The 23,983-nt window shown below is 57.0% G+C and carries 28 protein-coding genes and 1 tRNA gene; 19 read left to right on the top strand and 10 right to left on the bottom strand.

Translation table 11 applies throughout. The features are described from left to right. Window positions 1-27 precede the first annotated feature (27 nt). Genes AC0V6L_RS08405 through AC0V6L_RS08390 form a run of 4 tightly spaced genes read left to right on the top strand, consistent with a single transcriptional unit; the run spans window position 28 to window position 3,380 of the window. Window positions 28-2,346, top strand: a complete 2,319-nt coding sequence (locus tag AC0V6L_RS08405) for a molybdopterin-containing oxidoreductase family protein (protein ID WP_486153842.1) — start codon at window positions 28-30, stop codon at window positions 2,344-2,346. Continuing rightward, entirely contained in the window at window positions 2,343-2,555 is a 213-nt protein-coding gene (locus tag AC0V6L_RS08400) for a hypothetical protein (protein WP_486153840.1), read from the top strand. The genes AC0V6L_RS08405 and AC0V6L_RS08400 overlap by 4 nt, the downstream gene beginning before the upstream one ends. Window positions 2,556-2,560: 5 nt before the next feature. Then, on the top strand, window positions 2,561-2,797 hold the full coding sequence (locus AC0V6L_RS08395; RefSeq protein WP_486153838.1) for an alpha/beta fold hydrolase: 237 nt from the start codon (window positions 2,561-2,563) through the stop codon (window positions 2,795-2,797). A 37-nt stretch (window positions 2,798-2,834) separates the two neighbouring features. After that, the gene (locus tag AC0V6L_RS08390) at window positions 2,835-3,380 is read left to right on the top strand and encodes an alpha/beta fold hydrolase (protein ID WP_486153836.1); all 546 of its coding nucleotides are present in this window, start codon (window positions 2,835-2,837) and stop codon (window positions 3,378-3,380) included. 16 nt (window positions 3,381-3,396) lie between these two features. Here the strand turns inward: AC0V6L_RS08390 and AC0V6L_RS08385 are convergent, their stop codons facing one another. The 5 genes from AC0V6L_RS08385 to AC0V6L_RS08365 form a co-directional block, all read right to left on the bottom strand. Beyond that, window positions 3,397-4,620, bottom strand: coding sequence for a low temperature requirement protein A (locus AC0V6L_RS08385; protein ID WP_486153834.1), 1,224 nt, complete (start codon window positions 4,618-4,620; stop codon window positions 3,397-3,399). Window positions 4,621-4,664: 44 nt separating this feature from the next. Beyond that, on the bottom strand, window positions 4,665-4,970 hold the full coding sequence (locus AC0V6L_RS08380) for a ferritin family protein (protein ID WP_486153832.1): 306 nt from the start codon (window positions 4,968-4,970) through the stop codon (window positions 4,665-4,667). Window positions 4,971-5,075: 105 nt separating this feature from the next. Beyond that, on the bottom strand, window positions 5,076-5,807 hold the full coding sequence (locus AC0V6L_RS08375) for a glycine betaine ABC transporter substrate-binding protein (RefSeq protein ID WP_486153830.1): 732 nt from the start codon (window positions 5,805-5,807) through the stop codon (window positions 5,076-5,078). Window positions 5,808-5,831: 24 nt separating this feature from the next. After that, window positions 5,832-6,851, bottom strand: coding sequence for a zinc-binding alcohol dehydrogenase family protein (locus AC0V6L_RS08370; protein WP_486153828.1), 1,020 nt, complete (start codon window positions 6,849-6,851; stop codon window positions 5,832-5,834). A gap of 95 nt (window positions 6,852-6,946) precedes the next feature. Continuing rightward, a complete protein-coding gene (locus tag AC0V6L_RS08365) occupies window positions 6,947-8,047 on the bottom strand; it encodes an L-dopachrome tautomerase-related protein (RefSeq protein ID WP_486153826.1) in 1,101 nt (366 codons plus the stop codon). Window positions 8,048-8,121: 74 nt separating this feature from the next. On the opposite strand from AC0V6L_RS08365, the gene AC0V6L_RS08360 reads away from it, so the two are divergent. After that, window positions 8,122-9,030 carry a LysR family transcriptional regulator gene (locus AC0V6L_RS08360; RefSeq protein ID WP_486153824.1) on the top strand — a complete coding sequence of 303 codons (909 nt, stop codon included), beginning with the start codon at window positions 8,122-8,124 and terminating at the stop codon, window positions 9,028-9,030. Window positions 9,031-9,315: 285 nt separating this feature from the next. Here AC0V6L_RS08360 and AC0V6L_RS08355 read toward each other — a convergent pair whose 3' ends face one another. Next, window positions 9,316-9,450 carry a hypothetical protein gene (locus tag AC0V6L_RS08355; protein ID WP_486155081.1) on the bottom strand — a complete coding sequence of 45 codons (135 nt, stop codon included), beginning with the start codon at window positions 9,448-9,450 and terminating at the stop codon, window positions 9,316-9,318. A gap of 381 nt (window positions 9,451-9,831) precedes the next feature. Beyond that, window positions 9,832-9,905 (bottom strand) — tRNA-Gly (locus AC0V6L_RS08350). A gap of 192 nt (window positions 9,906-10,097) precedes the next feature. Between AC0V6L_RS08350 and AC0V6L_RS08345 the strand changes: the two genes are divergently transcribed. The 6 genes from AC0V6L_RS08345 to AC0V6L_RS08320 are packed head-to-tail and all read left to right on the top strand — an operon-like array spanning window position 10,098 to window position 14,503. Beyond that, entirely contained in the window at window positions 10,098-11,591 is a 1,494-nt protein-coding gene (locus AC0V6L_RS08345) for a CoA-acylating methylmalonate-semialdehyde dehydrogenase (RefSeq protein ID WP_486153823.1), read from the top strand. A 27-nt stretch (window positions 11,592-11,618) separates the two neighbouring features. Further along, window positions 11,619-11,996 carry a hypothetical protein gene (locus tag AC0V6L_RS08340; protein WP_486153822.1) on the top strand — a complete coding sequence of 126 codons (378 nt, stop codon included), beginning with the start codon at window positions 11,619-11,621 and terminating at the stop codon, window positions 11,994-11,996. Window positions 11,997-12,003: 7 nt separating this feature from the next. Next, a complete protein-coding gene (locus AC0V6L_RS08335; RefSeq protein WP_486153821.1) occupies window positions 12,004-12,390 on the top strand; it encodes a RidA family protein in 387 nt (128 codons plus the stop codon). Next, the gene (locus AC0V6L_RS08330; RefSeq protein WP_486153819.1) at window positions 12,387-13,346 is read left to right on the top strand and encodes a polysaccharide deacetylase family protein; all 960 of its coding nucleotides are present in this window, start codon (window positions 12,387-12,389) and stop codon (window positions 13,344-13,346) included. The genes AC0V6L_RS08335 and AC0V6L_RS08330 overlap by 4 nt, the downstream gene beginning before the upstream one ends. Before the next feature lie 33 nt (window positions 13,347-13,379). Then, window positions 13,380-13,994 (top strand): DUF1214 domain-containing protein, encoded by a 615-nt coding sequence (locus tag AC0V6L_RS08325; RefSeq protein WP_486153818.1) that lies wholly within the window; start codon window positions 13,380-13,382, stop codon window positions 13,992-13,994. Then, window positions 13,991-14,503, top strand: coding sequence for a DUF1254 domain-containing protein (locus AC0V6L_RS08320; RefSeq protein WP_486153817.1), 513 nt, complete (start codon window positions 13,991-13,993; stop codon window positions 14,501-14,503). Before AC0V6L_RS08325 ends, AC0V6L_RS08320 begins: the two co-directional genes overlap by 4 nt. Here AC0V6L_RS08320 and AC0V6L_RS08315 read toward each other — a convergent pair. Both AC0V6L_RS08315 and AC0V6L_RS08310 read right to left on the bottom strand, forming a co-directional pair. Next, complete coding sequence (locus tag AC0V6L_RS08315) at window positions 14,500-14,934, bottom strand: hypothetical protein (RefSeq protein WP_486153816.1); 435 nt, start codon at window positions 14,932-14,934, stop codon at window positions 14,500-14,502. The genes AC0V6L_RS08320 and AC0V6L_RS08315 overlap by 4 nt on opposite strands. A gap of 46 nt (window positions 14,935-14,980) precedes the next feature. Then, on the bottom strand, window positions 14,981-15,949 hold the full coding sequence (locus AC0V6L_RS08310; protein ID WP_486153815.1) for a Kelch repeat-containing protein: 969 nt from the start codon (window positions 15,947-15,949) through the stop codon (window positions 14,981-14,983). Window positions 15,950-16,058: 109 nt separating this feature from the next. On the opposite strand from AC0V6L_RS08310, the gene AC0V6L_RS08305 reads away from it, so the two are divergent. The 6 genes from AC0V6L_RS08305 (at window position 16,059) to mmsB (ending at window position 20,855) form a co-directional block, all read left to right on the top strand. Then, entirely contained in the window at window positions 16,059-17,204 is a 1,146-nt protein-coding gene (locus AC0V6L_RS08305) for an acyl-CoA dehydrogenase family protein (protein WP_486153814.1), read from the top strand. A 20-nt stretch (window positions 17,205-17,224) separates the two neighbouring features. Further along, window positions 17,225-17,626 carry a hypothetical protein gene (locus AC0V6L_RS08300; protein ID WP_486153813.1) on the top strand — a complete coding sequence of 134 codons (402 nt, stop codon included), beginning with the start codon at window positions 17,225-17,227 and terminating at the stop codon, window positions 17,624-17,626. A 102-nt stretch (window positions 17,627-17,728) separates the two neighbouring features. Next, window positions 17,729-17,860 carry a hypothetical protein gene (locus AC0V6L_RS08295; protein WP_486153812.1) on the top strand — a complete coding sequence of 44 codons (132 nt, stop codon included), beginning with the start codon at window positions 17,729-17,731 and terminating at the stop codon, window positions 17,858-17,860. A 14-nt stretch (window positions 17,861-17,874) separates the two neighbouring features. Next, window positions 17,875-18,933 carry an enoyl-CoA hydratase/isomerase family protein gene (locus tag AC0V6L_RS08290; RefSeq protein ID WP_486153811.1) on the top strand — a complete coding sequence of 353 codons (1,059 nt, stop codon included), beginning with the start codon at window positions 17,875-17,877 and terminating at the stop codon, window positions 18,931-18,933. A gap of 99 nt (window positions 18,934-19,032) precedes the next feature. Next, window positions 19,033-19,827, top strand: coding sequence for an enoyl-CoA hydratase-related protein (locus AC0V6L_RS08285; RefSeq protein ID WP_486153810.1), 795 nt, complete (start codon window positions 19,033-19,035; stop codon window positions 19,825-19,827). Window positions 19,828-19,988: 161 nt separating this feature from the next. Next, window positions 19,989-20,855, top strand: a complete 867-nt coding sequence (gene mmsB, locus AC0V6L_RS08280; RefSeq protein ID WP_486153809.1) for a 3-hydroxyisobutyrate dehydrogenase — start codon at window positions 19,989-19,991, stop codon at window positions 20,853-20,855. Between the two features lie 95 nt (window positions 20,856-20,950). Here the strand turns inward: mmsB and AC0V6L_RS08275 are convergent, their stop codons facing one another. Next, window positions 20,951-21,691, bottom strand: coding sequence for an Nmad3 family putative nucleotide modification protein (locus AC0V6L_RS08275; RefSeq protein WP_486153808.1), 741 nt, complete (start codon window positions 21,689-21,691; stop codon window positions 20,951-20,953). 97 nt (window positions 21,692-21,788) lie between these two features. Here AC0V6L_RS08275 and AC0V6L_RS08270 point away from each other — a divergent pair, with 97 nt between their 5' ends. Together AC0V6L_RS08270 and AC0V6L_RS08265 are read left to right on the top strand one after the other, a co-directional pair. Further along, window positions 21,789-22,604 (top strand): NTP transferase domain-containing protein, encoded by an 816-nt coding sequence (locus AC0V6L_RS08270; RefSeq protein WP_486153807.1) that lies wholly within the window; start codon window positions 21,789-21,791, stop codon window positions 22,602-22,604. Window positions 22,605-22,616: 12 nt separating this feature from the next. Beyond that, entirely contained in the window at window positions 22,617-23,939 is a 1,323-nt protein-coding gene (locus AC0V6L_RS08265; RefSeq protein ID WP_486153806.1) for a lipopolysaccharide biosynthesis protein, read from the top strand. Window positions 23,940-23,983 lie beyond the last annotated feature (44 nt).

Raw genomic sequence — 23,983 nt, 5'->3', positions numbered from 1 at the left:
ACGCGTTATCAGCCTTAGGAGATTCTGATGCCTGCTGCCCCACCGTTCGACCCTCAAGCCATCGTGTCCGCGCAATATACCGAGCGTCCAGTGCGTAAAGGCGTGACACCCAAGCGCGTGATCTGTCAGGCGTGCGACATTGCCTGCAACGTGGTAGCCGAGGTTCAGAAGGGACGCGTAACCCGGGTTCGTTCGTCCGACAATCCGATCTTCCGCGACAATATCTGCATGAAGGGGATCATCGCGCCCAAGGGGCTCGCCAATCCAAGCCGGTTGATGAAACCGCTAAAACGCGTCGGGGAGCGTGGCTCCGGCAAATGGGAAGAGGTCAGCTGGGAAGACGCGATTGCGGATATCAGCGCACGGCTCAAAGCGATCATCGCTGAGCACGGACCTGAGGCTTGGGCTGTTTCGACAAGCCAGTGGAACACCGGCACCGATCATGGTCTTGGCCGCCGGATCATGAATCACATCGGCACTCCTAACTACATCAGCGGGGTTGCTCTATGTGCAGGCAATACGTCCGCGGTTAGCCGATACACATATGGTTGGTTCCCCATGGGTGATTTCGCCAACACCAAATGCATTGTTTTGATGGGCCACAATCCGCGCCGCCACAGCTGGACGCCGATGTACAATTTCATCCGCTCAGCGCAGGCCAAAGGCGCCAAGCTGATAGTGATGGACCCGCGCAAGAGCTCCAGCGCCGAACGCGCCGACATCTGGTTGCCGCTTAAAGTCGGCAGCGATGTTGCGATGATGTTTGGCTGGCTCAAGGTCATCATTGATGAAGAGCTGTATGACAAAGACTTCGTTGCCAAATGGACGCATGGATTTGAGGAACTGTGCGAGCGGGTAAATGAGTTTCCGCTTGATCGCGTGGCCAAGCTGACCGGGTGTGATCCTGAAATGATCGCCAAAGCGGCGCGCATGTACGCCACTGAAGGCCCATCAATCATTCCATGGACCCCGATCACTGATATGCAGAGGAACAGCACATCGGGCATTCGTTTGCAGGGCATTTTGCGGTCTATCTGCGGCTATGTTGATGTGCCGGGCGGTGAACGCCTCGAAGGGTTCAATCCTGATGTTATCAATGAAAGCATCATCGAGATGCACGAAGCGATCTCCGATGAGCAAAAGGACAAACAGCTGGGGTCTAAAGATCACCCTGCCTTTACCTATCGCGGGCAAGATATGTTCCGCGAGCCGACCAAGCGCGTATATGGTCAGGAATACGCCAACCTTGTGATGGGCTGCCATATGGCAACACCATCGGCGACTTTCCGTGCGATGGCAGGCGAGGGCCCTTATTCGGTCAAGGCGTTCTTCTTCCTCGGTAACAATCCGATGATGAGCTATGCCAATATGAACCTCATCATCAAAGCGATGATGAACCAGGATCTGATTGTCGCGCATGAGCAGTTCATGACTCCTTCCGCTCAGCTTGCCGATTATGTCCTGCCCGCTGATAGCTGGCTGGAACGCCCATGGATGATGGACACGTGGGGCTGGACATCCTCTGTGCGTTTCTCCGAGAAAAGCATGGAGCCACCGGGCGAATGCAAAAGCACGTTCGATTTCTGGAAACTGATCGCGATCGCGTTGGATCGGCCGGAGCTTGTGCCATGGGACACGGTGGAGGATCTTTACGACTGGCGGCTTGCATCCACGGGTAAGACGTTTGCGCAAATGTGCAAGGAGACCGAAATTCACTTCGCACCGCCCGAGTTTCGCAAATATGAAAAAGTCGGATTTGCAACCCCAACGGGCAAAGTGGAATTGAAATCGACAGGGCTGGAAGCGCTTGGCTTTGATCCCTTGCCCTATTTCCGCGAAGACCCTCCTGTCGATCCGAAATATCCTCTCAAACTGTTTACCGGCGTGCGCGAGGACGGGTTTTTCCAAACGGGCCATCGCCACATCCCCGAAATGCGCAAACGCCACCCGGACCCGCTCGCCTTCGTCAGTCCCGGCACCGCAAAAGAGCTCGATCTTGCAGAAGGCGAATGGGTCGAGGTGTCAAATGAGCTTGCAAGCATTTCGATCAAAGTGGCGATCAAGGATGCCATGCCAGACGGCTTGGTTCGCGTGCCGCATGGTTGGTGGAAACCGGAAATGGAGCAAGGGGCAGGCAAGTTTTCCGGGGCGCTCAAATATGCCGATGCACAATTGTGCCGCGACGATCCCGATTACCTCGACCGCGAACAAGGCATCCCGCACTTGAAAGGCGTACCGTGCCGGATCGACAAGGTTGACAGCTCCACGATTGAGCCGGGAACAAAAGCTAGCGCCGAGAAGGCAAATGAGGCGGGGCAAATCCTCGAACAGGAGCCAGCCGAATGAGCGGCCCGTCCACTTTCAAGGCTTCGCTGCTGCTTAAAATGGTGGCGAGGTCGTCTCGCAATCGGTCATTGCTAGACAGGCTGTGCCGATGGCTGGTCAATCGCGAGATCGAACGCTCCCCCGAAGAAGACTTCATGCGTGATGAGATCGTCGACAATGATCTGGGCTTTGATCCGGACGAGCTTGAACGCTATCAAAAAGGGCTCTGAGCGCAGTGCACCAGCCCAAGCCCGCCGCAAATTTCGTTGAGACAGATGGCCTGACGCATCACGCCGTTGAGACCGGTTCAAAGTCTCCCGAAAAGGGGACAGCGATCATGCTTCACGGTTTTCCCGATGACCGCACAATCTGGTCAGGGATTGCCAACAATCTTGCGGCTGAGGGTTTTCGGATATTGACGCCCGACATGCGCGGATTTGGGAGCCGGGGCCGCATGGATGCTGGCAGGTAGAACCCCGCAACGGTTCGAAACTCTTACAGCGCTGTCGGTGGGGCATTACCGCACATACAGCCAGGTCGCCAAAACAGCCCAGCAGCGGCGACGCGGCCTTTATATTCTGTTTCATCAACTCCCCATTATCGCGCAATGGTTCTACGCGCGAAACGACTGGGCGTTTTTCCGCAAAATCTGGGCCGCGCATGAAGATCTTGATGGAGCGATTAGCAAACTGGTCCGCCCTGGCCGGTTGACCGCTGGGTTGAATTGGTATCGGTCAAATTTGCGATTGAGCAGAATGATCAAATTCCCCGCCCTCGGCGCATTCGGCAATGAAGTGATCCGTGTACCGACTCTCGGCGTTTGGAGCTCCGGTGACACTTATCTGGTGGAACAGCAGGTCAAAGGCAGCGCCGCACAAATTGAAGCGGAGTGGCGATACGAGAAGCTTGAAGGCTTTAGTCACTGGTTCCCGGCTGAAGCTTCTCAAGAAGTAGGCGAGCTCTCATTAGACCATTGGTCGCAATCAGACGAACGCTCTCACTCATCACCTGACGTTACCGGGCTTGCCGGCCAGCAGGATCGCGGCACGCCATGAGCGATTTGAGCGCAAATCAAGTCAGCCGCTCGCCATCCGCTGGTTCGGCTCGAAAAATCAACCGAGTGAGCAAAACAATCAGCAATCCAATAGCCGATCCCCAGATGGGAACAGCCAAGAACCCGAACGCGACGAACAAAGCTGTGCCCGCCAACATTATCGTTCCGTGGCGCCAGTGGTCCAAGAATATGTCGCGGATCAACCACAGGCTCAGCAGCGACCCCGCGATTGCCCAGTTTATGATCAACAAGGTCAAAGACTCTTTGGGCACTGCGTGGAAAGCACCTTCGCCGTGCCCAGCACTAGCAGCGTGAGATGCTTCGCCGCCGAGGTGCAAGATCGCCCGCAACACATCAAGCTCCGCCGCCAAACCTGCGCCGATCATTGCAACACAAAAATAAAATGGGAGGTGGAGATAGGTGAATATAGTCGTCCTCAAATGGGTGACATGAGCGAGGCGTTTCTCTTCAACGAAATATAGCCACCACAAGGCTCCAGCGATTATCAGGCCAGCGACCCCGTCGACGAAAATCTCGAATTCGAAAGCGCCACCGAACTCAGCAGCAAAGAACAGCGTCACGGATAACACCAATTCGCCCAGGACGATGATCGTCAGCAGGCCGTATCTCTCGTTGATATGGTCAAGATGGAAAGCCGGGTTTTTCACCAAGCCAGCGGCAATCGGCACCGAAAGCTCTGCGAGCAAAATCAAAGCGAGCAGGACGTAACCCACTTGCTGCACGTCCAGAAACGCGAAGTGCAAAATCCATGCGATTTGGGTGAGCGTTAAGCCCACGACAGTGATCCATGCCGAGCGCCGGTATTGCGGTTCCCCAACCACAACACGAAGCCACATCACAATCATGGCAAGGCGCATGATGACCCAGCCAACCATGGCAAAGCCCAGTTGCTGAGAGGTGTAGATATGCTCAACCGAACCGGCGAAAATCGCAGCCCCCACCATCATCAAAAGTGTAAGGCCCCGGCAAATCCAGTCGTCATTGTCGAATGCGGACGCAAACCAGGTGTAGTTTGTCCAGGTCCACCAAATCATGATGAACCCCGTCAAAAAGGTCGGCAGGCTTTGAAGCAGCTCACCACCGACAATCGAATGGTGCATCGTAGCGGTAAACGCCGCCACTGCGGTCACAATCACAAGGTCGAAAAACAGCTCAAGCTCGGTTGAGACACGGTGCTCTTCGTCTTGAGGGCGAGCGCACAGTCCAAATGCGATTGGCAAAGCAAATCCTCACATGGTGCTCACCTAGTGGGCCGTTATGGCACTTAAGGCACTCTGGGAGCTTCGACCATCCACAAATACCGATCAACCCCGCGCGAGACTTCCGTGAACAGGCCAGCGGTGTCTGCATCGCCCACTTCCTCTGAATCGGCGATAGCTTGCCTTACCGTCTTCCCGAAATGTCCCGGCGCCTTCCCTATGGCTTCGATGTGGTCATTTTGATGCGAAGCATCGAGCGGGTATTCGTCAAGGCGACTGGTCGATGCGGCGGGGCGCGCTGTCCCTTTGGCCTGCCCGCCCAAAGCAAAGCCAGTCATCGCGGCAATTTTTATAAGCTTGGTATCTACCACTATTCCCCCCCTCTTTCCCGGTTAGATTTTGTCGGCTCATGCTTTCAAAATATATTGATCCAAGTGCACCACGCTCGCACTGAGGCGCGCGTTGCGCAGCCAAAATCATAGGCTTTGCACTTCGTCATCAAGTGCGTTCATCAGTTTGTTGCCGATGTGCAGTGCGCGCAGCTCGGTCAAAGCGGCCTCGCTAAGCTTTGGCCTTGCGTCATTGCGAAGGATCAAGGTCGCCTCATCCTGAATGCCCAAAAGACCCTTGGGCTCATCGAGCTCGCGGATGGTGTAGCGGTTGTGCAGGAATTGCGGTTGCCAAAGTGGGATCACCACCCAGCGCTTCTCTTCAACGGCCTTTTCAAACCGGCCAAAGCAATCCGCCTCGCTGCCGGTTTCAAAATGATAGCCGTGTTCGCGAAGGCCATATTCATCAATCATGCTGGCGGAGAAGCGGCTGATGCCGGCTCCCGGATTAATGCCCTGTATCAGTCGCTCCATCTTGGAGAGCGCTGGCTCCTTCTTAAGATCATCGACCGAGGACACCTCATCTGCGGGCACGTATTCAGGCACACCCCACAGGCAGTATGGTTCATAAAGGACCGTTACTTTCTCGATCTCATCTTCCATGGGGTCGAGATATTTCTGGTGGCTCGAAGGGAGCCAAGCCGAAGCAAGCATGTCCACTTCACCCTTACCCAGCAGCTCAAACGCGTCCTCATGGTGCGCGAAAGAATACTCCACCGCGTATCCGTGACGCTCAAGAATCTCACCGACTTTCAAAGCGCTCGCTTTGTGGAACGATAAGTCGATGTGAACTAAGCGGATGGTTTGCTGGTCTGACATTAGGAAGTCTCCTGTGGTGGGCAATCAGTCGGGGAATTTTTCGAGGACGATTTTGCCTTTGGCCCGGCCGGTTTCGACCAATTCATGGGCTGAACGCAGGTTTTGAGCGTTTATCGGAGTGAGCACTTCACTCACGGTTGTACGAATGTGGCCTGCGTCGATTTCATCAGAGATCACATTCAGCAAATGGTGCTGCTCAATCATGTCGGGCGTGCCGAACATGGACCGGGCAAACATGAACTCCCAGAACAGACCTGCTGCTTTGGTCTTCAGCGCGTCCATATCCAGCGGCTTGCTGTTCTCGACGATAGTGACGATGCGCCCTTGGGGCCGGATCAGGTCCGACACCGCATCCCAATGCCCGTCAGTGTTGTTGAAGATCGCGATGTGATCGACATACTCAAGGCCAAGAGCCTCAACTTGCGGACGCAGCGGTTCGCGATGATTGATCACATGATTAGCGCCAAGCTTCTTGACCCACTCACTGGTTTCAGGCCGTGATGCGGTGGCAATGACGTTCAGACCTGCCATCTTTGCAAGCTGGATCCCGATCGAGCCGACACCGCCTGCGCCGCCAATGATAAGCAGGCTCTCACCCTTGTTTCCGCCGTTGCGGTGAAGATTTAGCCTTTCGAAGAACGCCTCGTAGGCTGTGATGCTTGTCAGCGGAAGCGCAGCGGCTTCGGCAAAGGATAGCGTCTTTGACTTGCGCCCTACGATGCGTTCATCAACCAGCTGGAACTCACTATAGGCACCAGGCCGAGTGATATCGCCAGAGTAGTAAACCTCGTCGCCGGGTTGAAAGAGTGTGACATCCTCACCGACGGCCTCAACAACGCCCGCTGCATCCCAGCCAAGGATGCGCGGCGTTTCCTCCACTTTGTCCTTCGGGGCACGGACTTTGACATCCACTGGATTCACAGCAATCGCTTTGACAGCAACAAGGATATCGCGACCGGAAGCGGCCGGTTTGTCCAAAGTTACGTCTATAAGCGAGTTTGGATCGCTGATGGGCAGATAGCTGGTCAGGCCAATGGCTTTCATTAATTTCACCTCGGGGATTTTGGCAATTGGTTAGTCCAGGCGGCGGCTCAAAAGAGATCGGCCGCCGCCCGGGATTGGTGGTCGGGATTGTCGGATTAGCGGCCGGTGGAAGCGGGCGCGACCGGCTTGAAGCGAACGACCAGGTACTCGCCTGTTCCCGTCTCTTCTCCAGAAAGGGCCGCTGTACGGTTCAGCTGGTTGGCGGAGCTGTACAGATAGCCATCAGAGCCGACCGTGATGCCATCAGTCCAGGATTGTTCAGCTGGGAGCTTACCAATCAGGCGGAACTCGCCCTCGGGATCGATGATGCCATATGCGTTCTGTTGAACATCGGCGACATAGATATTGCCTTCATCATCGATGGTCTGCCCATCATTGAAGCTCTTGCTGGAGAACTCTTCGATGCTCTCTTCCACCCCGGCTGCGTCACCATCAAAGCTGGCGGCTGGCACGCGGTACATAGTTGAGCCATTCAGCGCGCCATAATAGATGTATTCGTAATCAGAATCGATCGTGATCGGGTTGAGGGCAAATCCGCCTTCAGAATCAGGCATCATGGATGGGTGATTTTGAGCAACTCGGCTCGCTTCCCCGGTTTCCAAATCGACAACAACAAACGCTGGCTCAGGAGCACTCTTCAGATCGCCTTGCGTCATATCCGCGATGATTACGCGGTTGCGTTTCTGGTCGAGCACGAAGTCCTGCAGGAAGCTGTGTTTGTTCAGGGCGTCTGCCGCAATCGGGATACGGCGTGTGATCGTGTCGGTGTTGGTGTCGATCGCGATCAGCTTGTTGGCGCCAAGGTCAAGTACCCAGGCCGTGCCTTCATCGTCGATCTTCACCGCAATGACTGCTTTCAGCTCAGAATCCGCGCCCGACGCAAACGCTTCATTGGGATAAGGCGAATATGTCCCGTCGGCGTTCACCATCACCAGCTTGGTGTCTGGGTTGACGAGCGGCTGGGCGCTCAGGAGCATCTTCCCGTTAGGCGAGATGCCAATATTGCCTGGGCGGAAATCGAACGTGGCGTAAGTTTCCACCACCGGTACTTCTTCAAGCGGGGTTGCCTGGGTGGTTGCTTCACCGCCATCCTCTTCGGGAGCGGAACATGCTGCAAGCGGGAGGGCTAATGCAGCGGTGGAAAGTATCAGTTTGCGGATCGTCATTTTTAGTACCTCATGTTTTTCGAAATTCACAATTGGGCTCTATCAGACGATCTATCCGATATAATCGGCTAGAATACTCAGACACTATGTGATATTTCCGCATAATGCCCTTGGACCTTAAATCGGTAGAACTCTTCGTTCGCGTGGCCGCCTTGGGAGCAATTGGCCGGGCGGGAGAGGAGTTTGGCTATTCGCCAACCACTGCATCTCAACGCATCCAGGCGCTCGAAGCAGAGCTGGGCGTCCCCTTGCTTCAACGCACCACTCGCTCAGTAAGTCTGACGTCAGATGGTGAAACTTTTCTGGTCCATGCAAAATCCCTTCTCCTTAAGATCGAGGATGCACGCCAAGACCTCTCGGGCGGGGAAACCCGCGTGCGCGGTTCACTTCGCGTCACGGCATCGGCGTCTTTCGGTGAGCGATATATTGCACCACACATTGCCGAGTTTCTCCAGGCCAATCCAGAGGCCCAGTTGCACCTCAACTTGACCGATAATGTCGTCGACATTGTCGAGGAGGGTTACGATCTGTCAGTGCGAATTGGCACCCTGTCCCCTTCAACCCTGATGGCTCGCAAACTGGCCAACAATCCGCGCAGTCTCGTCGCGACCAAGGCTTATGTTGAACGACACGGCTATCCGCAAAGCGTCCGCGATCTGGCCAATCACAATTGTCTTGTGCAGGGCAGCACACGCAACTGGAGTTTCGAATGCCCCAAGGGCAAGGAACACAGCATTTCAGCGGCAGGTACATTTGATTGCAACCACGGTGACGCGGTTCGTTCTGCCTTACTCGCCGACCTTGGGATCGCATTGTGCTCGGATTGGTCGATTTCGGAAAGACTAGAACGCGGAGAGCTGGTCCGTCTGCTCGCCGATCATCGCATAACCCCGGAATGGAATATCTGGGTAGTTCGCCCGCCAAGCCCAATCCTGCCAGCTCGCGTCCGCGTGTTCCTTGCGTTTATCGAAGAGAAACTATCGCGAATACCGGGTGCACTTCGTAGCCAATAATGTCCGCAATTGGGCCGATTGATGCGCTTCTGCGCGCCTTTGCCAATTGGCGGGGTCTTCCCGCCCGAAGCCTGTAAGAGGTCGATACTCATGCGAGCAGCAGGCAGTTGGCACTGGCCGATGAAAGACGTGGGCGCCGCTGAAAGACGGGGAGGTGCAAGCCTGAGAGCAAGTTGCGTGCTCCAATTGCCCTGGTAGCCATCAATACAGCGGAGCAGCCCGCCAAGCTCCGCCGGATCAAGTATCGCAGCTCTGTGCGTCGCTTTGGGTGCAAGTAAGGCGCCCTTAAAGTCGCGGGGTGGATCTGACCGCAAGCGCGGTGGCACCAGCATATCGAAGCGCGGCGCCTGCAGACGGCTGAGCCCTCTTGGCATTATCAAGCTTGTCTCGCGCTTCGATTGAGTGCAGCGCTGCGAGAATGTCCGAGGCTCAATAATCAGCGAGAGGGAGCTTTCGCGCATTCGAGCCCAGCTCAGATAGCAGCCATTCCGGCTTCGCAGGCGTGGCAGGGGTCCAAGGCTTGTCGCGATCCCTGCAGCGCTTCTCGATGTATTCATACCCCAGAGTTTCCCGCCCCTTGGCTGGACCAAGAGGAACAACCCATGGCCATCGCCCACCTTAGAGGTTTTGCCTGTGGCTTGGCGGTTTTGATCTGGATATCTCTAGAGCCGTATGGGGGCCATTTTAAGCCCCACTCCAAAAGTGGCCCCCGTATGCAGCCTCCCGCGAAATTCACTCAGTCAAAAAAACTTGGATTTCTGGGGTCTAATGGCGCTCAGTGAATGGTGCTGAATTTCGGCTTGGAGCGGGTGAAGGGAATCGAACCCTCGTCGTCAGCTTGGGAAGCTGCTGCTCTACCATTGAGCTACACCCGCATCCGATCCGCGCGCGTCATCTAAGCGCTAACTGCGTGCGTTTGGCGCGGGGGGCGCTCTGCCGCAAACGCTTTGGATGGTCAATCAGATAGGTGATGCCTTTTGCTTGCATTAGTATGCGATCCAACAATTGGATTCGCTGTGCGATGCCGTTAGGACGCACGGCACAATCGTAAACAACAAGGAATTTTCATGCGCCAGGTTGATCATTTTATTGTCGGCGATAGCCCTGCGCCCACGCGCAAACACCAGATCTGGAACCCATCGACCGGCGAAATTCAGGCGGAAGTTGCCTTGGGCGATGCCGCTTTGCTCGATGCAGCGGTGCAAACTGCCAAGAAAATCCAGCCGGGCTGGGCCGCGACCAATCCTCAGAAACGCGCGCGCGTCATGTTCAAATTCAAGGAACTGATCGAGGCAAATATGCAATCGCTTGCTGAATTGCTGTCGAGCGAGCACGGCAAGACGGTTCCCGATGCCATCGGCGATGTGCAGCGCGGACTGGAAGTGATCGAATATGCCTGCGGCATTCCGCAAGTTTTGAAAGGCGAATACACGCAAGGCGCAGGCCCCGGCATTGACGTGCTTTCCACCCGCCAACCGCTTGGCATTGGCGCCGGGATCACCCCGTTTAACTTCCCCGCGATGATCCCGATGTGGATGTTTGGCATGGCGTGTGCTGCGGGCAATGCGTTTATCCTCAAACCATCAGAGCGCGATCCATCCGTGCCTGTGCGCCTCGCTGAATTGTTTATCGAGGCAGGCGCGCCCGAAGGGCTGCTGCAGGTAATCCACGGCGACAAGGAAATGGTCGATGCGATTATCGATCATCCCGATATTCCCGCGATCAGCTTTGTCGGCAGCTCAGACATTGCGCATTACATTTACCGGCGCGGCGCAGAAAAAGCGAAACGCGTGCAGGCCTTTGGCGGCGCGAAGAACCACGGCATTGTGATGCCGGACGCTGACCTCGATTCTGTGGTGAACGATCTGGCGGGCGCGGCTTTCGGCTCGGCGGGCGAACGCTGCATGGCGCTGCCCGTGGTGGTGCCGGTGGGCGAAGACACGGCAGAGCGGCTAAAGGAAAAGCTGCTGCCGGCCATCGCGGCCCTGCGGATCGGCGTTTCAACCGATCCTGATGCGCATTATGGCCCGGTGGTTACGCCGGAACACAAGGCCCGCATCGAACAATGGATCACCACGGCTCAAGAAGAAGGCGGCGAAATCGTCGTCGATGGACGCGGATACACTTTGCAGGGTCACGAAAACGGGTTCTTTGTCGGCCCCACTTTGATCGACCACGTAACCCCGCAGATGAAGTCCTATCAGGAAGAAATCTTCGGCCCCGTCCTGCAAATGGTCCGCGCCAAGGATTTTGAAGAGGCTGTGCGCCTGCCGTCAGAGCATCAATACGGCAACGGCGTTGCGATCTTCACTCGCAATGGCCACGCCGCACGCGAATTTGCTGCCCGCGTTCAGGTGGGCATGGTGGGTATCAATGTGCCGATCCCTGTGCCTGTTGCTTATCATTCGTTTGGCGGATGGAAGCGATCAGGATTTGGCGATATCGACCAATACGGGACCGAGGGCCTCGCATTCTGGACCAAGCTGAAAAAGATCACCCAGCGCTGGCCCGATGGTTCGGCTGATGATGGCAACGCTTTTGTGATCCCGACTATGGGCTAACGGCAAATGGGGTGATAGAGTTTGTCCATGGTGTCATATAAACTCATCGCCCCCTTCGCCCTTGCCGTCTCTGCCATAGCTGCGCCTTTTGCCGCCAATGCAGACACGAACACGCCGATTATCCCGGAGCGCTTTCATGGCACATGGGATGATGCGAACGGCGATTGCTCGGCCAATTCCGATGCGCGGCTGCGCATTTCAGCGGGCGAAATGGTCTTTTACGAAAGCGTCGCCAAAGTGACCAGCGTCCGGCAGGACAATGAAGGCGCGCTCATCACCGTCCTGTCCACCGGCGAAGGGGAAACGTGGGAGACGACCTACCGGCTGCGCGTCCAAGATGGCCGCCTGTTTACGGAAGTTGCGGGCACCAATTACGGCGCGTTTGAACGCAAGCGCTGCTCCTGATCGCGCTGTGAGCGACCGCCGACGCACCACATCAGGCTCCCCATATGAGGCGCAGTTTGGCTTTTGCCGCGCAGTTCGGACAGGCAATCGGATCATTGTTGCGGGCACTGGCCCCGTCGAAGATGATGGCTCAACCACGTCCGGCGATGCAGCCGCACAAGCTGAACGGTGCTGCGATCTGATCCTCGCGGCCATTGAGGAATTGGGCGGCGAGGCAGAGCATGTGGTGCGCACCCGCATGTTGTTGACCGACCCGGCAGATCAGGATGCGGTGGGCGATGTCCACAAAATCTATTTCGGCAGCGCCAATCCCGCCGCCACCATGGCAGGCGTCGCATGGCTGTGCCGCCCGGAATGGAAAGTCGAAATAGAAGCAGAGGCGGTGATACCGTGACACTTTTGCGCAATATCCTGTTGGCCCTGTTTCTAACCTTCAGCATTCCGGCATTGGCCCATGACACACCAGGTCAAAGCAAACGCATCGCGCTCACCTTTGATGACATCCCCAGAACGCCGGGCGCGTTTTTCACTCCCGATGCACGCACGCACAAACTTATTGCCGCATTGCGCGAAGCGGACGTTGAACAGGCGGCGTTTTTCATCAATCCGGGCAATCTGAATAAGCCATCGGGCAAAGGCGGCGAGGCCCGCATTGCTGCTTATGTCGAGGCAGGCCACGTGCTGGCCAATCACACGTCAACGCATCCCAACCTGCTCAACCTCACGGCCGGGGAATACCTCGCCAACATTGATGAGGCCGCGCGTTGGCTTGATGGGCGGGCGGGCAACCGGCCATGGTTCCGGTTCCCCTATTTGAACGAAGGCGGCCGCGACAAGGCCAAGCGTGATGCCGTGCGCGAAGGCCTTGCCCAACGCGGTCTGCGCAATGGCTATGCAACCGCAGACGGGTCGGACTGGCATTTGGAGCAGCTGACGATAGATGCCGCCGCTGAGGGCAAAACGCTCGACATGAAACGATTGCGAGGCCTTTATCTGCGTTCCCAAATGAGCGGGATTGCCTATCACGATGCACTGGCGCGCAAAGCTTTGGGCCGATCACCTGCGCATGTCATGCTGCTGCACGAAACCGATCTTGCTGCAATGTTTATCGGTGATCTGGTGGCAGAATTGCGCCAGGAGGGCTGGTCCATCATCACCGCTGACGAGGCGTACCGCGATCCTCTCGCCGGTGCGATGCCCGATGTGCCTTATTCCTCGGGCACGTTGATAGGATCAATGGCATGGGAACGTGATATCAAACCGCCTTATGCGCCGATCTGGATGAGCACGGCGATGATGACGTGGGAATTTGAACGCTATGTCATCAAACAAGCAGATAGCGACAAATAGAACAGGCGTTTCAGGGGGCACAGGGCGAGAATTATGATGGTCGGAAAACTGGCGAAATACTCATTCGCCGCGATCCTCGGCGGCGCAATCGGGCTTGCCAGCGCGCTCTACCTTTCCGGTCTTTGGCCGGGCATGAAACCGCTCGATTTTGGCGATGTAGAAGTGGATGGCTGGCGCAGCGATTTTGCTATCGGGTCTAAGGCCGCCGATCCCTACACCCGCGCCCGCGTTGCGCGCCATGGCCTCTTGGGATTGGCTAAAAGCGAAGCGGTCTATTTCACCCGCACCACTGATGGCGCAGGCGATCCGCTGCGCGAGGAATGCGAATACGCGATACTGGGCGGCGCACTGCCTGCAAATTGGTGGTCGATCACTTTGTACGATGCACAAAGCATGCTGCCCATGAACGAGGATAAAGCGCTCAGCATGGATGCGACCAGCATTTCAGGTGAAGCGGATGACTGGAGCGTGCTCGTCGCGCCCGAAAGACCGGAGCCAGGGGTCGACTGGATTTCCAGCCGCAATGCAGGCCAGTTTGATCTCACCCTGCGGCTTTACCTGCCCGATGAAGAGCTGCTGTCCGATCCGCAAACGGCTTTGAAACCCCCAGTTATTGAACGCTTGTCCTGCAAAGGGGACGCATCATGACCCGCTGGATTGGCCCCGTCGCCGTGCTTATCATCACCGCCATCGCCGCGCATTGGGCGGCGCTCGCCTATGCACCCGGCGTCATTATGGACCGCACGCTTGCAACGCTGAAAAACCGCGGGATCAGCCAGCACGCTTTCACCACGCCGCAGCGGATCACCCCGCAAACACAGGCCGTGGTGCGCACTTCGCCTGACCTCTTCTATTCGCTGTGCCGCTATGATTTGAGCGAGCCGGGCAGCCGCCTCAATGTCACCATGGCCGAATGGCCCGGCTATCAGTCGCTGTCTTTCTTTGATGCCAACACCAACAATTATCTCACCGTGCGCGGCGAAGGGCTGGCGAAATCGGTGCAGCTTGTCGCGGGCAGTTCAGGTGATGATACCGCCACGATCAGCCCAACACCGCGCGGCGTGGTGCTGATCCGGCGGCTCGCGCCCACGCAGGAGCTGTTTGACGAGGCAAAACAAGTCGCGCAAAGCGATTTTTGCGAGCTTGAAACGAATTAGCCGGCTGCACCCGCTGCAACGGGGCTGCCCATCCGGCACACCATCAGCGTCTTTTCGACATGCTCCATCAGCTCATCAGCATCGGCCATCGCGTCCAGTTCCGGGGCGGGGATCAGCACAAATGGCTCTTCCCCCGGTTCCGCCATCAGGATCGCAGGCAAAGCAATCTGGTGCGCGCCGCCTGTGCCCAATTGCGGGTGGGCACCGGTAAAATCATCGCGGTGATAAATCTCAATATCCAGATCGAGCTCATCCAGAAAATTGCGCCAGTCCCTGCGCATCGAAACCGCACCATATGTAAGCGCGCATAAAGAGCACGGATAGGTGTCCGGGCGCAGCTGTTTGTGCACCGCATGCATCAGAGCCTGGATCAGACCTGTATCAGCGTTGTAGACAAGGATAAGGCGCGCGCGATTTTGTTGTGCAGACATAGATCCGTCTACGCATGATAGCGCGCAAAGGTTACACCTGCGCCCATTATTTATCCGCCAGCATTTGAACCGTTCCGGTAACCGAGAACGGCGTTTGCAGCCCGGCGCGGGCACCTCCGCCCAGAATATAGATCACCCCGCCCACCGATGCTGTTGCAAAGCCGTGACGCGGCTTGTTGAGATCAGCTTCACCCTGCCAACCCGCCTGCGGATCAGCCAGATCGAGTGATGCATGCCGTGCCAGCACGAGGCCGCTATCCAGATCTTCTCCGCCATAGACATGCAAGCGGCTGCCAATCACCGCAGCACCGTGGCCGCCAAGCTTAAACGGAGCATCGGGCAAACTTGTCCAGTTGTCCGAGCCAAAATCATACACTTCGATAACAGATGACGCATCGCCGAGCGCCGGGCTGCGACCGCCGGTTACGAACAGACGCGTTTCATCCATGGCAATCGCATGCGAATGGCGCGCGGTGGGCATGGCGGAAAGCTGCGACCACCGGCCGCTTGCCAGATCAAACCGGCGCAAATGCGCGACCGTTTCGCCCCCGCTTTCCCCGCCAATCAGGAACAAGCCCCCATCGCGATAGACCATCGCGTGCTGGCCCAATTCAGTGGGAAGCTTGGCGATTTCCTCCCACCCCGAAGCAGGCTTTGCAGGGTCAAAGGCGAACACAGCAGCATCGCGATCCGCATTGAATGGCAGACTTGAATACCCGCCGCTTGCAAACACCATGTGATCATTTGCCGCCATAGCCACATGATGCAAAGCGCGCGGCAGATCAGGGCAATCGCGCCATTCTTGCAACCGTGTGTCATAAGCCTCGCAGCTTTTGAGAGTGCGGAAGAACCCAATCCCGCCAGCGGTGTAGATCACGCCCTCATGCGTGGCGGCGTGAATTTCAGAGCGCGGCTCTGTCATATCGCCATCACTGACCATAAACTTGGGGGCGAGCCACCAGACAGCCCCCGCCAGCAAGGCAATTGCAACTACGGACAGAACGGCAATGCGCAAGGTTTCGCTCCCCTCTATCCAAGACTAACCGCAATCACACCGGGACACCTAGCAAAAATCTGAAAGCCTATCCCTTTAATTGCCGCGCAAGGGGGCTAGATGAGCCGCCATGACAGGACAATTTTCCCTTACCGACGATCAGCTCGCCATTCAGGAAGTCGCGCAGCGTTTCACCGCCGACCAGATCACGCCATTTGCGGCGGAATGGGATGAGAAACACATCTTTCCCAAAGACACGATCAAGCAATCGGCAGAGCTTGGCTTTGGCGCGATTTACGTGTCGGAGGAAAGCGGCGGCATCGGGCTTGGCCGGCTCGAGGCGGCGCTGATTATGGAAGCGATGGCCTATGGCTGCCCCACCACATCCGCCTTTATCTCGATCCACAATATGGCCGCGTGGATGATCGATGAGTTTGGGCAGCAGGAGCTAAAAGATCGATATCTGCCTGACCTCATCGGCATGGAGAAAATCGCAAGTTACTGCCTCACAGAACCCGGCAGCGGGTCGGATGCAGCGGCGCTGAAAACCACGGCTCGCCGCGATGGCGATCACTATGTCTTGAACGGCACCAAACAGTTCATCTCCGGCGGCGGCGTGAACGATGTCTATGTCTGCATGGTCCGCACTTCCGATCACAAAACGAAAGGCATCTCATGCCTTGTGATCGACAAGGATACACCGGGCGTCAGCTTTGGCGCGCCGGAGAAGAAACTGGGCTGGAACGCTTCACCCACTGCGCAGGTCATATTCGAAGACGCGCGCGTGCCAGTGGCCAACCGTGTCGGCGATGAGGGCGAAGGCTTTCGCTTTGCGATGATGGGCCTTGATGGCGGGCGTTTGAACATCGGCGCATGCTCGCTGGGCGGCGCGCAACGGTGCCTGGACGAAGCGATTGCTTACACCAAGGATCGCAAACAGTTCGATCAACCCGTTGCCGATTTCCAGAACACGCAATTTATGCTGGCAGATATGGCCACCGATTTGGAAAGCGCCCGTGCCCTACTCTACCTCGCCGCTGCCAAAGTCACCGGTGGAGCGCCCGACAAATCGCGCTTTTCCGCCATGGCAAAAAGGCTCGCGACCGATAATGGCAGCAAGGTTGTGAACGATGCGCTGCAACTCTTCGGCGGATACGGATATCTGCGCGACTACCCGATTGAACGGTTCTGGCGCGATTTGCGCGTGCACTCGATTCTGGAGGGCACCAACCAAGTGATGCGGATGATTGTGGGCCGGGATTTACTGCGGCAGTGAGCATAGTACGACGATTTCTGATGGTGCTGTTTGCCTATGCCTGTTCAGCAATCATAGCCGTGGTCCCTATCCTTACGGTTCTTCTTCTGACATCAAACTCCATGCGAACGCCAAACGTTGGCGAGGTACTTTATGTATTGGTCTTTTTCGTTCCTTTTGCTGCAGCCTATGCGTTAGTTGTGGCGCTTCCCGTTGTCATTTTTTCTGAAGTTAGGCGGATGGGAAACTGGAAGTTATTCGCCGCAGCCGGTGTGATACTTGGGATCATAATGACAACCATGCTCACCGAAGTTCCCTACCGTGGGATCGACTATAGTATGGCAGCATTGATGGTCGGATCGGCACTTGTGGGGGCGATCACCTATTGGCTCATCGCATGGCGGTTGTTCCCACCGAAGCCTGAACAGGCGAGCCCGCAATGACCGTGAAAGACTTGCAAATCCTCTCCCACCGGGGGAGGGCACCAACCAAGTGATGCGCATGATCGTGGGCCGGGATTTGCTGCGGCAATAAGGGAGATATCCATGGAAAATGTAATCGAAAGTATCGACGATCTGACGTTCTTTGCGCTGCTGTTGGTTGTGCTTGTCTGGTATTACGGCCACCGCATTCTAAAGCAGCTCCAGCGGATGCACCCGCCCGAGAATGACGATTGAACCGAAAGCAAGACATGACACCTGACGTTCTCACCCGCACCAATGGTCCCATCGGGCATATCACATTGAACCGTCCCAAGGCGCTCCACGCGCTGACGCTCGATATGTGCCATGCCATGTCCAATGCGCTCACCGTATGGGCAGAGGATGATGCGATTGAGGCGGTGATTATCGACCATGCCGATGGCTCTCGCGGCTTTTGTGCGGGCGGTGATATCGCTTTCCTGCGCGATTCAGCGCTGAATGATGGCGGGGTATCGGGGCGCAAATTCTTTCACGATGAATATCAGCTCAACCATCAGCTTTTCACTTATGCAAAGCCGATTGTGGCGTTCATGGACGGGATCACCATGGGCGGCGGCGTTGGCATTTCCATGCCTGCCAAATTCCGCGTCGCGACCGAGAACACCCGGTTCGCCATGCCAGAGACCGGCATTGGCCTGTTTCCCGATGTGGGCGGGGGATGGTATCTCTCGCGCCTTGGCGGGCGGATTGGGCAGTTTCTCGCGCTCACCGGCGCGCGCCTCGATGGAGCAGAGGCTTTGTGGGCAGGCCTTGCTACGCATTACGTGCCCAGCGATATGCTTGAGGAAATTAAGGAGCGCATCATTGAGCGCCCTTCTCGCATTCGCGGTATTCTATCAGAACCTGTCGGCACACCGCCTGATGCGCGGATTGAGAAAAATGCGCTCAAAATCGCGAAACACTTCGCCTCTGACAGTGTCGAGGACATTGGCGCTAGTCTGGAAGCGGCCATCGAAGAAGGCGATGACTGGGCGGTGAAAGAGCGCGATACGCTGGGCACCAAATCGCCCCAGACTTGCAAAGTCGCGATGCGCCAGCTGGCAGAAAGCGCCAAGCTCACCGATTTTGCTGACAATATGGCGATGGAATACCGCATAGCCTCCCGCGTCCTCACCCGCCATGATTTTGCCGAAGGGGTGCGCGCGGTCATCACCGACAAAACCAACGATCCCAAATGGGATCCCGCAACGCCTCAAGAGGTGAGCGAAGAGCTGATCGACAGCATCTTTGCGCCCTTGCCCGATGGTGAGGAGTGGAAGCCGCTTTAGCAATCGCCATCCCAGCGAAAGCTGGGATCGTTGTCCGCATGGCCGGACATAGCTGCACCAGATCCCAGCTTTCGCTGGGATGACGGAGATAGAACGAGAATGACCTACGAAACGATCACGCACGAAACCAACGCCCAAGGCAATGCGGGCGTCACGCTGATAACGCTCAACCGGCCCAAAGCGCTGAACGCGCTCAACTCCAAAGTGCTCGAAGAGCTGATCCAGGCTTTCGCCGCTTACCAAGACGATGACAGCCAGCTGTGCGCCGTCCTCACTGGCTCGGGCGAAAAGGCTTTTGCAGCAGGCGCAGACATCAAGGAAATGTCCGACAAGGCAGCAGCGGACTTTTACCTCGATGATTTCTTCTCGCCCTGGACTTCCGAAATCGTGAAGAAGACCCGCAAACCTTGGATTGCAGCGGTCAACGGCTTTGCGCTTGGCGGCGGGTGCGAGCTTGCGATGATGGCGGATTTTATCATTGCTTCGGACAATGCGAAATTCGGCCAGCCAGAAATTAAGCTGGGCGTGGCCCCCGGCATGGGCGGATCGCAAAGGCTCACCCGCGCGATTGGCAAATCCAAGTCGATGGAAATGTGTCTGACAGGCCGAATGATGAGCGCGGAGGAAGCCGAACGCGCAAACCTGATCGTGCGCGTTGTCCCGCAAGCAGACTTGATCGCAGACGCGCTTAAAACCGCCAAGACCATCGCAGGAATGCCGCCCATGGCGACAATCGCGAACAAGGAAATGGTGAACTCAGCGTTTGAAATGACGCTCGATCAGGGCCTGATCGTCGAACGCCGTATCTTCCAGATTTTGACCGCATCAGAGGACAAAGCCGAGGGTATGGCGGCCTTTATCGAGAAGCGTGAGGGCGTGTGGAAGGGGCGCTAGACACCCACGTCATCCTAGCGAAACGTTACGAAACTCACGCCCACACTCTCAAAACTCTTCATTGCGAGGAACGCAGTGACGCGGCAATCCATGATGCGACGCTGAGCTAACGGCGAACGATCCCAGATCAAGTCTGGGATGACGAAAATCGGAGATTACCTATGAAAATCGCCTTTATCGGGCTCGGCAATATGGGCGGCGGGATGGCTGCTAATTTGGTGAAAGCGGGCCATGATGTGCGCGCTTTTGATTTGAGCGAGGATGCGCTTGCTGCTGCGAGCGGGGCCGGCTGCACCACCTTCACCAGCGCCAAAGAGGCCTGCGCGGATGCAGAGGCGGTCGTCTCCATGCTGCCCAATGGCGCCATCGTGAAATCGGTCTACGAGGCAGACGTGATCGGCACTGCGCCTGAAGGCGCGGTGTTCCTCGATTGCTCGACCATTGATGTCGCCACCGCGCGCGCGGTCATCGAAAGCGCTGAAGAGGCAGGATACGCCATGGTCGATGCGCCCGTATCGGGCGGGATTGCGGCAGCGAATGGCGGCACGCTCACCTTTATGGTTGGCGGCACGAGCGAGGCCTTCGCTCGCGCCGAACCCATCCTGCAAGCCATGGGCAAAGCCGTGATCCACGCAGGCGATGCGGGCAATGGACAGGCGGCGAAGATCTGCAACAACATGCTGCTCGCGGTGCAGATGATCGGCACGGCAGAGGCGTTTTCCATGGCGGACAAACTCGGCCTTGATCCGCAAACCTTCTACGATATCTCCAGCGTATCCTCCGGCCAGTGCTGGTCGATGACAAGCTATTGCCCGGTTCCCGGTGTTGGCCCTGAAAGCCCTTCGGATAACGATTACCAAGGCGGCTTTGCCTCGTCGCTGATGCTCAAAGATTTGCGCCTCGCGATGGAGGCGGCGGGCACTTCGGGGGCGAAAACGCCGCTCGGCAAGCATTCGGCTGAGATTTACGAGGCGTTTGCTAGAGAGAATGGCGCGCTTGATTTTTCAGCGATTATCAAAACGCTATAGATTGCGCTCGTGCTGAGCTTGTCGAAGCAGTGCACTTCACTTTTCATTGCTCAACGAAGGAAAGGCGACCCTTCGACAGGCTCAGGGTGTGCGGGTTAGGTTTTCAATATCTCCCCAATCACCTGTTCCAGCCATTCGCGCGGGGCCTTGCGCCGTCCGACATCGGCGACAAATTCCTGCCCCCGCGCAACGGAGCGCAATCTGCCGCCTGAGATCCACCTGTCTTCGCGGTCGTGATAGGACAGCCCGCCGCGTTTCAGCCATGCGGGCCGCTGCCACAGGCTCGGCGGACCTTCGGGCACCGTTAGACGCAAGGCATCGCTGGCATGGTTTGCCGTGCGCCCTTCCCCGCGCCAGATCACATCGTTTTTGTGGTGCATCGCCAGCGCATGGGGATGCGCTAAATCCCGCGCCCATTGCGGCGCGCCACCTGCGAGAGGCACCATTTCTTCCACTCGCAAATAGCCAAAGATGCGGTGATGCGGCTCTCCCGTTTCCTCCTCTGCGAACAAGCCAAAGAACACAAACACGTCGCCCAGCCCTACGCCTTGGCGTTCCAGATGCGTTTGCGCTGCCCCGCATTGGCCAAAGGCGCAGGTGCCATCAGGCAAGAACATCGGATCATGGTGGCACAAATCATCCGCGCCCAGCTTCCCCCGGCTCGCCCGCGCCGCATATTCGCCCAGCCCCAGATCGCCATAGGTCGTGCAGCTGGCCGCGCGCCCTGCAATGCGCGCTGCCGGGATCGGCAAGCTTAACGGCCTGCCTCCGGCAATCGGCGACGGGCCGCCGCCTGCACTGCTGTCAAACCCTTTGCGGCTAAAGATAATGCGCATGGCCTGTGCTATGCGGTCCCGCTTCCGCCACGGCAAGCCGCTATGCCCCTCCTGCCCCCTTTACGCTGCACCACCATCGCCGCTAAGGGGCTTAACCATGAGCCCGGATACAAAAGTCACTGCGCTGATAATGGCAGGCAAGAGATCGGGCGTGCTCGATCCCTTAGCTGAGCGCGCAGGCGTTTCGCAAAAAGCGGTCGTGCCGGTGAACGGCATCCCGATGGTTGAACGCGTCACCGCGCAGGTTGCTGCCTGCGAAAAGGTCGACCAAATCCGCATTATCGCGCACGAACCCGATGAAATCGCAGCGCTTCCGACAATCGCAAAGCTGCTGGATGAAGGCCGCTTGTCCTTTGTTGAGGGCAAGTTTAACATCGTCGACAGCGTCTTTGCAGGCGCGGATGGGGCGCAGTTTCCCATCCTTTTAACCACAGCAGACAATTGCCTTGTCACTCCTGAGGGATACAGCGAATTTATCGGCAAGTGTCTGGACGCTGGCGCAGGCGGCGCGGCAGGCCTTGCTCGCAAAGAGGACGTGCAGGCCGCCGATCCGCAAGGCCAATCGAAATTCTATCAATTCAAAGACGGCGCGTTCTCCAATTGCAATATGTATTGGATCGGCAATGAAAGCGCGCTTGGCGCTGCTGAAATCATGCGCGAAGGCGGACAGTTTGTGAAATTTCCCCGCCGCATTATCAAAGCGTTCGGGTTCCTCAATCTGGTGCGTTTTCGCCTTGGCACAGGATCGAAAGAGAAACTGTTTGCGCAGATCTCCAAACGGTTCGGGATCAAGCTGGTGCCGATTGTCCTGTCTGATGGCCATTACGCCATCGATGTCGACAATGAACGCACCTACACCGTCACCGACACCATATTGAAACGCCGCGAAGGCGAGCCCGGTCCCGCAGCCTAGGGTCTGACACGCGTGAAACGGCTGTTCACCAATATCGGCTGGCTGCTTGGCGGGCGCGGTTTCAACGCCGTGATGAGCCTTGTGTATCTGTATCTTGCGACCAATGCTCTGGGGATTGAGAAGTTTGGACATTTCGCGCTGATCGTGGCTTTGGGCCAAGCGATCACCGGATTTGCCAATTTTCAGACTTGGCAATTCATCATCAGATGGGGCGCAAATGGAGATGCACCCGATGAAGAACCCGATGCCGAAAATGTGCGAGAGGCGACGGGGTTTGCCATCGCGCTCGATATGATCTCAATCGCAATAGGAACTGTGATTGCGGGATTGGTTGTTTGGACGGCCAATTGGTGGTCGCCTTTACCGCCTGAGCTGTACGCGCTTACCTTTGGTTATTGCGTTGTCTCACTTCTATCGATCCGCACAACACCAACAGGCCTTTTGCGGCTTAGGTTCAAGTTCGGAACCGCCACCGCAGCAGAGGCTGTGCAGCCCGCCATTCGTGCAGCAGGCGCGATCCTCGCCTTTTTCTTAATGCCAACTGTGACGGGCTTTATTCTTGCTTGGGCTGCGGCAGAGGTGTGCGTGGCCATCGCGCTTTGGATTGCCGCAAGCCGTGACCAGCGCATCGACCTATCTGCGCTCAGCCTTACGCGCATCCCTGCAAAATATGCGGATGTCTGGCGGTTTGTCTTGTCCACCAATATGTCGGGCAGCCTGACGGTTGCAGGAAAGCCCGTCGTGCTGCTGCTGGTTGGAACATTCGGAGGCGCAGCGCTGGCTGGCGGGTTCAGAGTGGCGATGCAATTGGGACAAGCGCTTGTCAGCCTTGCGCAGACTGTGTCGAAAGCGATCTTCCCAGAGCTCGTCCATGCCAAGGAAAACGCGCTGATGCTTGCAAGGCGCATGGCCAATATCGCGCTGGTCGCAGGTGTGATTGCCGTGCTGGTGGCGCTGATGGGCGGACGCTGGGCGCTGGAGACGATAACACAGGAAGATTTCAGCGGGTTTTACTGGGCAATGGTGATCCTATCCATCGCAGGCGCGGTGGAATTGATCGGGGCGAGCCTTGAATCGCTGCTGGTAAGCGCGGGGCGCGCAGGCACAGCCTTTATCGTGCGCGCCGTGCCCACTGTGCTGGCGCTGGTGATGCTGGATGCCGCGATTGACTGGAACGGCGCAAAAGGCGCAGCCTTTGCCGTGCTGGGATCAAGCTCTTTGGCCGTGATCGGGTTCTATGTGGCGATCCTGAATCTGTCAGAGATCAAGATTTCGGTGAAGGGGGATGGGGAGAAGGACGAGGACCAAGACGCGGTCAAGCAGACCGCGGAGTAAGCCTATTTCCAGCTGGCCGCTCCTATTGCGGGCCGTTTTTATTG

The sequence above is a fragment of the Erythrobacter sp. JB1-15 genome (genome assembly GCF_057365035.1).
This window is presented reverse-complemented; position numbering and strand designations above follow the sequence as displayed.

What these genes read in the sequence shown, in the direction of transcription:
- AC0V6L_RS08325 (WP_486153818.1), top strand. Translation starts at nt 13,380, where the DNA reads ATGATGGTCGGAAAACTGGCGAAATACTCATTCGCCGCGATCCTCGGC.
- AC0V6L_RS08305 (WP_486153814.1), top strand. Translation starts at nt 16,059, where the DNA reads ATGACAGGACAATTTTCCCTTACCGACGATCAGCTCGCCATTCAGGAA.
- AC0V6L_RS08400 (WP_486153840.1), top strand. Translation starts at nt 2,343, where the DNA reads ATGAGCGGCCCGTCCACTTTCAAGGCTTCGCTGCTGCTTAAAATGGTG.
- AC0V6L_RS08370 (WP_486153828.1), bottom strand. Translation starts at nt 6,851, where the DNA reads ATGAAAGCCATTGGCCTGACCAGCTATCTGCCCATCAGCGATCCAAAC.
- AC0V6L_RS08275 (WP_486153808.1), bottom strand. Translation starts at nt 21,691, where the DNA reads ATGCGCATTATCTTTAGCCGCAAAGGGTTTGACAGCAGTGCAGGCGGC.
- AC0V6L_RS08270 (WP_486153807.1), top strand. Translation starts at nt 21,789, where the DNA reads ATGAGCCCGGATACAAAAGTCACTGCGCTGATAATGGCAGGCAAGAGA.
- AC0V6L_RS08320 (WP_486153817.1), top strand. Translation starts at nt 13,991, where the DNA reads ATGACCCGCTGGATTGGCCCCGTCGCCGTGCTTATCATCACCGCCATC.
- mmsB (WP_486153809.1), top strand. Translation starts at nt 19,989, where the DNA reads ATGAAAATCGCCTTTATCGGGCTCGGCAATATGGGCGGCGGGATGGCT.
- AC0V6L_RS08285 (WP_486153810.1), top strand. Translation starts at nt 19,033, where the DNA reads ATGACCTACGAAACGATCACGCACGAAACCAACGCCCAAGGCAATGCG.
- AC0V6L_RS08315 (WP_486153816.1), bottom strand. Translation starts at nt 14,934, where the DNA reads ATGTCTGCACAACAAAATCGCGCGCGCCTTATCCTTGTCTACAACGCT.
- AC0V6L_RS08300 (WP_486153813.1), top strand. Translation starts at nt 17,225, where the DNA reads ATGGTGCTGTTTGCCTATGCCTGTTCAGCAATCATAGCCGTGGTCCCT.
- AC0V6L_RS08375 (WP_486153830.1), bottom strand. Translation starts at nt 5,807, where the DNA reads ATGTCAGACCAGCAAACCATCCGCTTAGTTCACATCGACTTATCGTTC.
- AC0V6L_RS08290 (WP_486153811.1), top strand. Translation starts at nt 17,875, where the DNA reads ATGACACCTGACGTTCTCACCCGCACCAATGGTCCCATCGGGCATATC.
- AC0V6L_RS08360 (WP_486153824.1), top strand. Translation starts at nt 8,122, where the DNA reads ATGCCCTTGGACCTTAAATCGGTAGAACTCTTCGTTCGCGTGGCCGCC.
- AC0V6L_RS08345 (WP_486153823.1), top strand. Translation starts at nt 10,098, where the DNA reads ATGCGCCAGGTTGATCATTTTATTGTCGGCGATAGCCCTGCGCCCACG.
- AC0V6L_RS08405 (WP_486153842.1), top strand. Translation starts at nt 28, where the DNA reads ATGCCTGCTGCCCCACCGTTCGACCCTCAAGCCATCGTGTCCGCGCAA.
- AC0V6L_RS08295 (WP_486153812.1), top strand. Translation starts at nt 17,729, where the DNA reads ATGGAAAATGTAATCGAAAGTATCGACGATCTGACGTTCTTTGCGCTG.
- AC0V6L_RS08340 (WP_486153822.1), top strand. Translation starts at nt 11,619, where the DNA reads ATGGTGTCATATAAACTCATCGCCCCCTTCGCCCTTGCCGTCTCTGCC.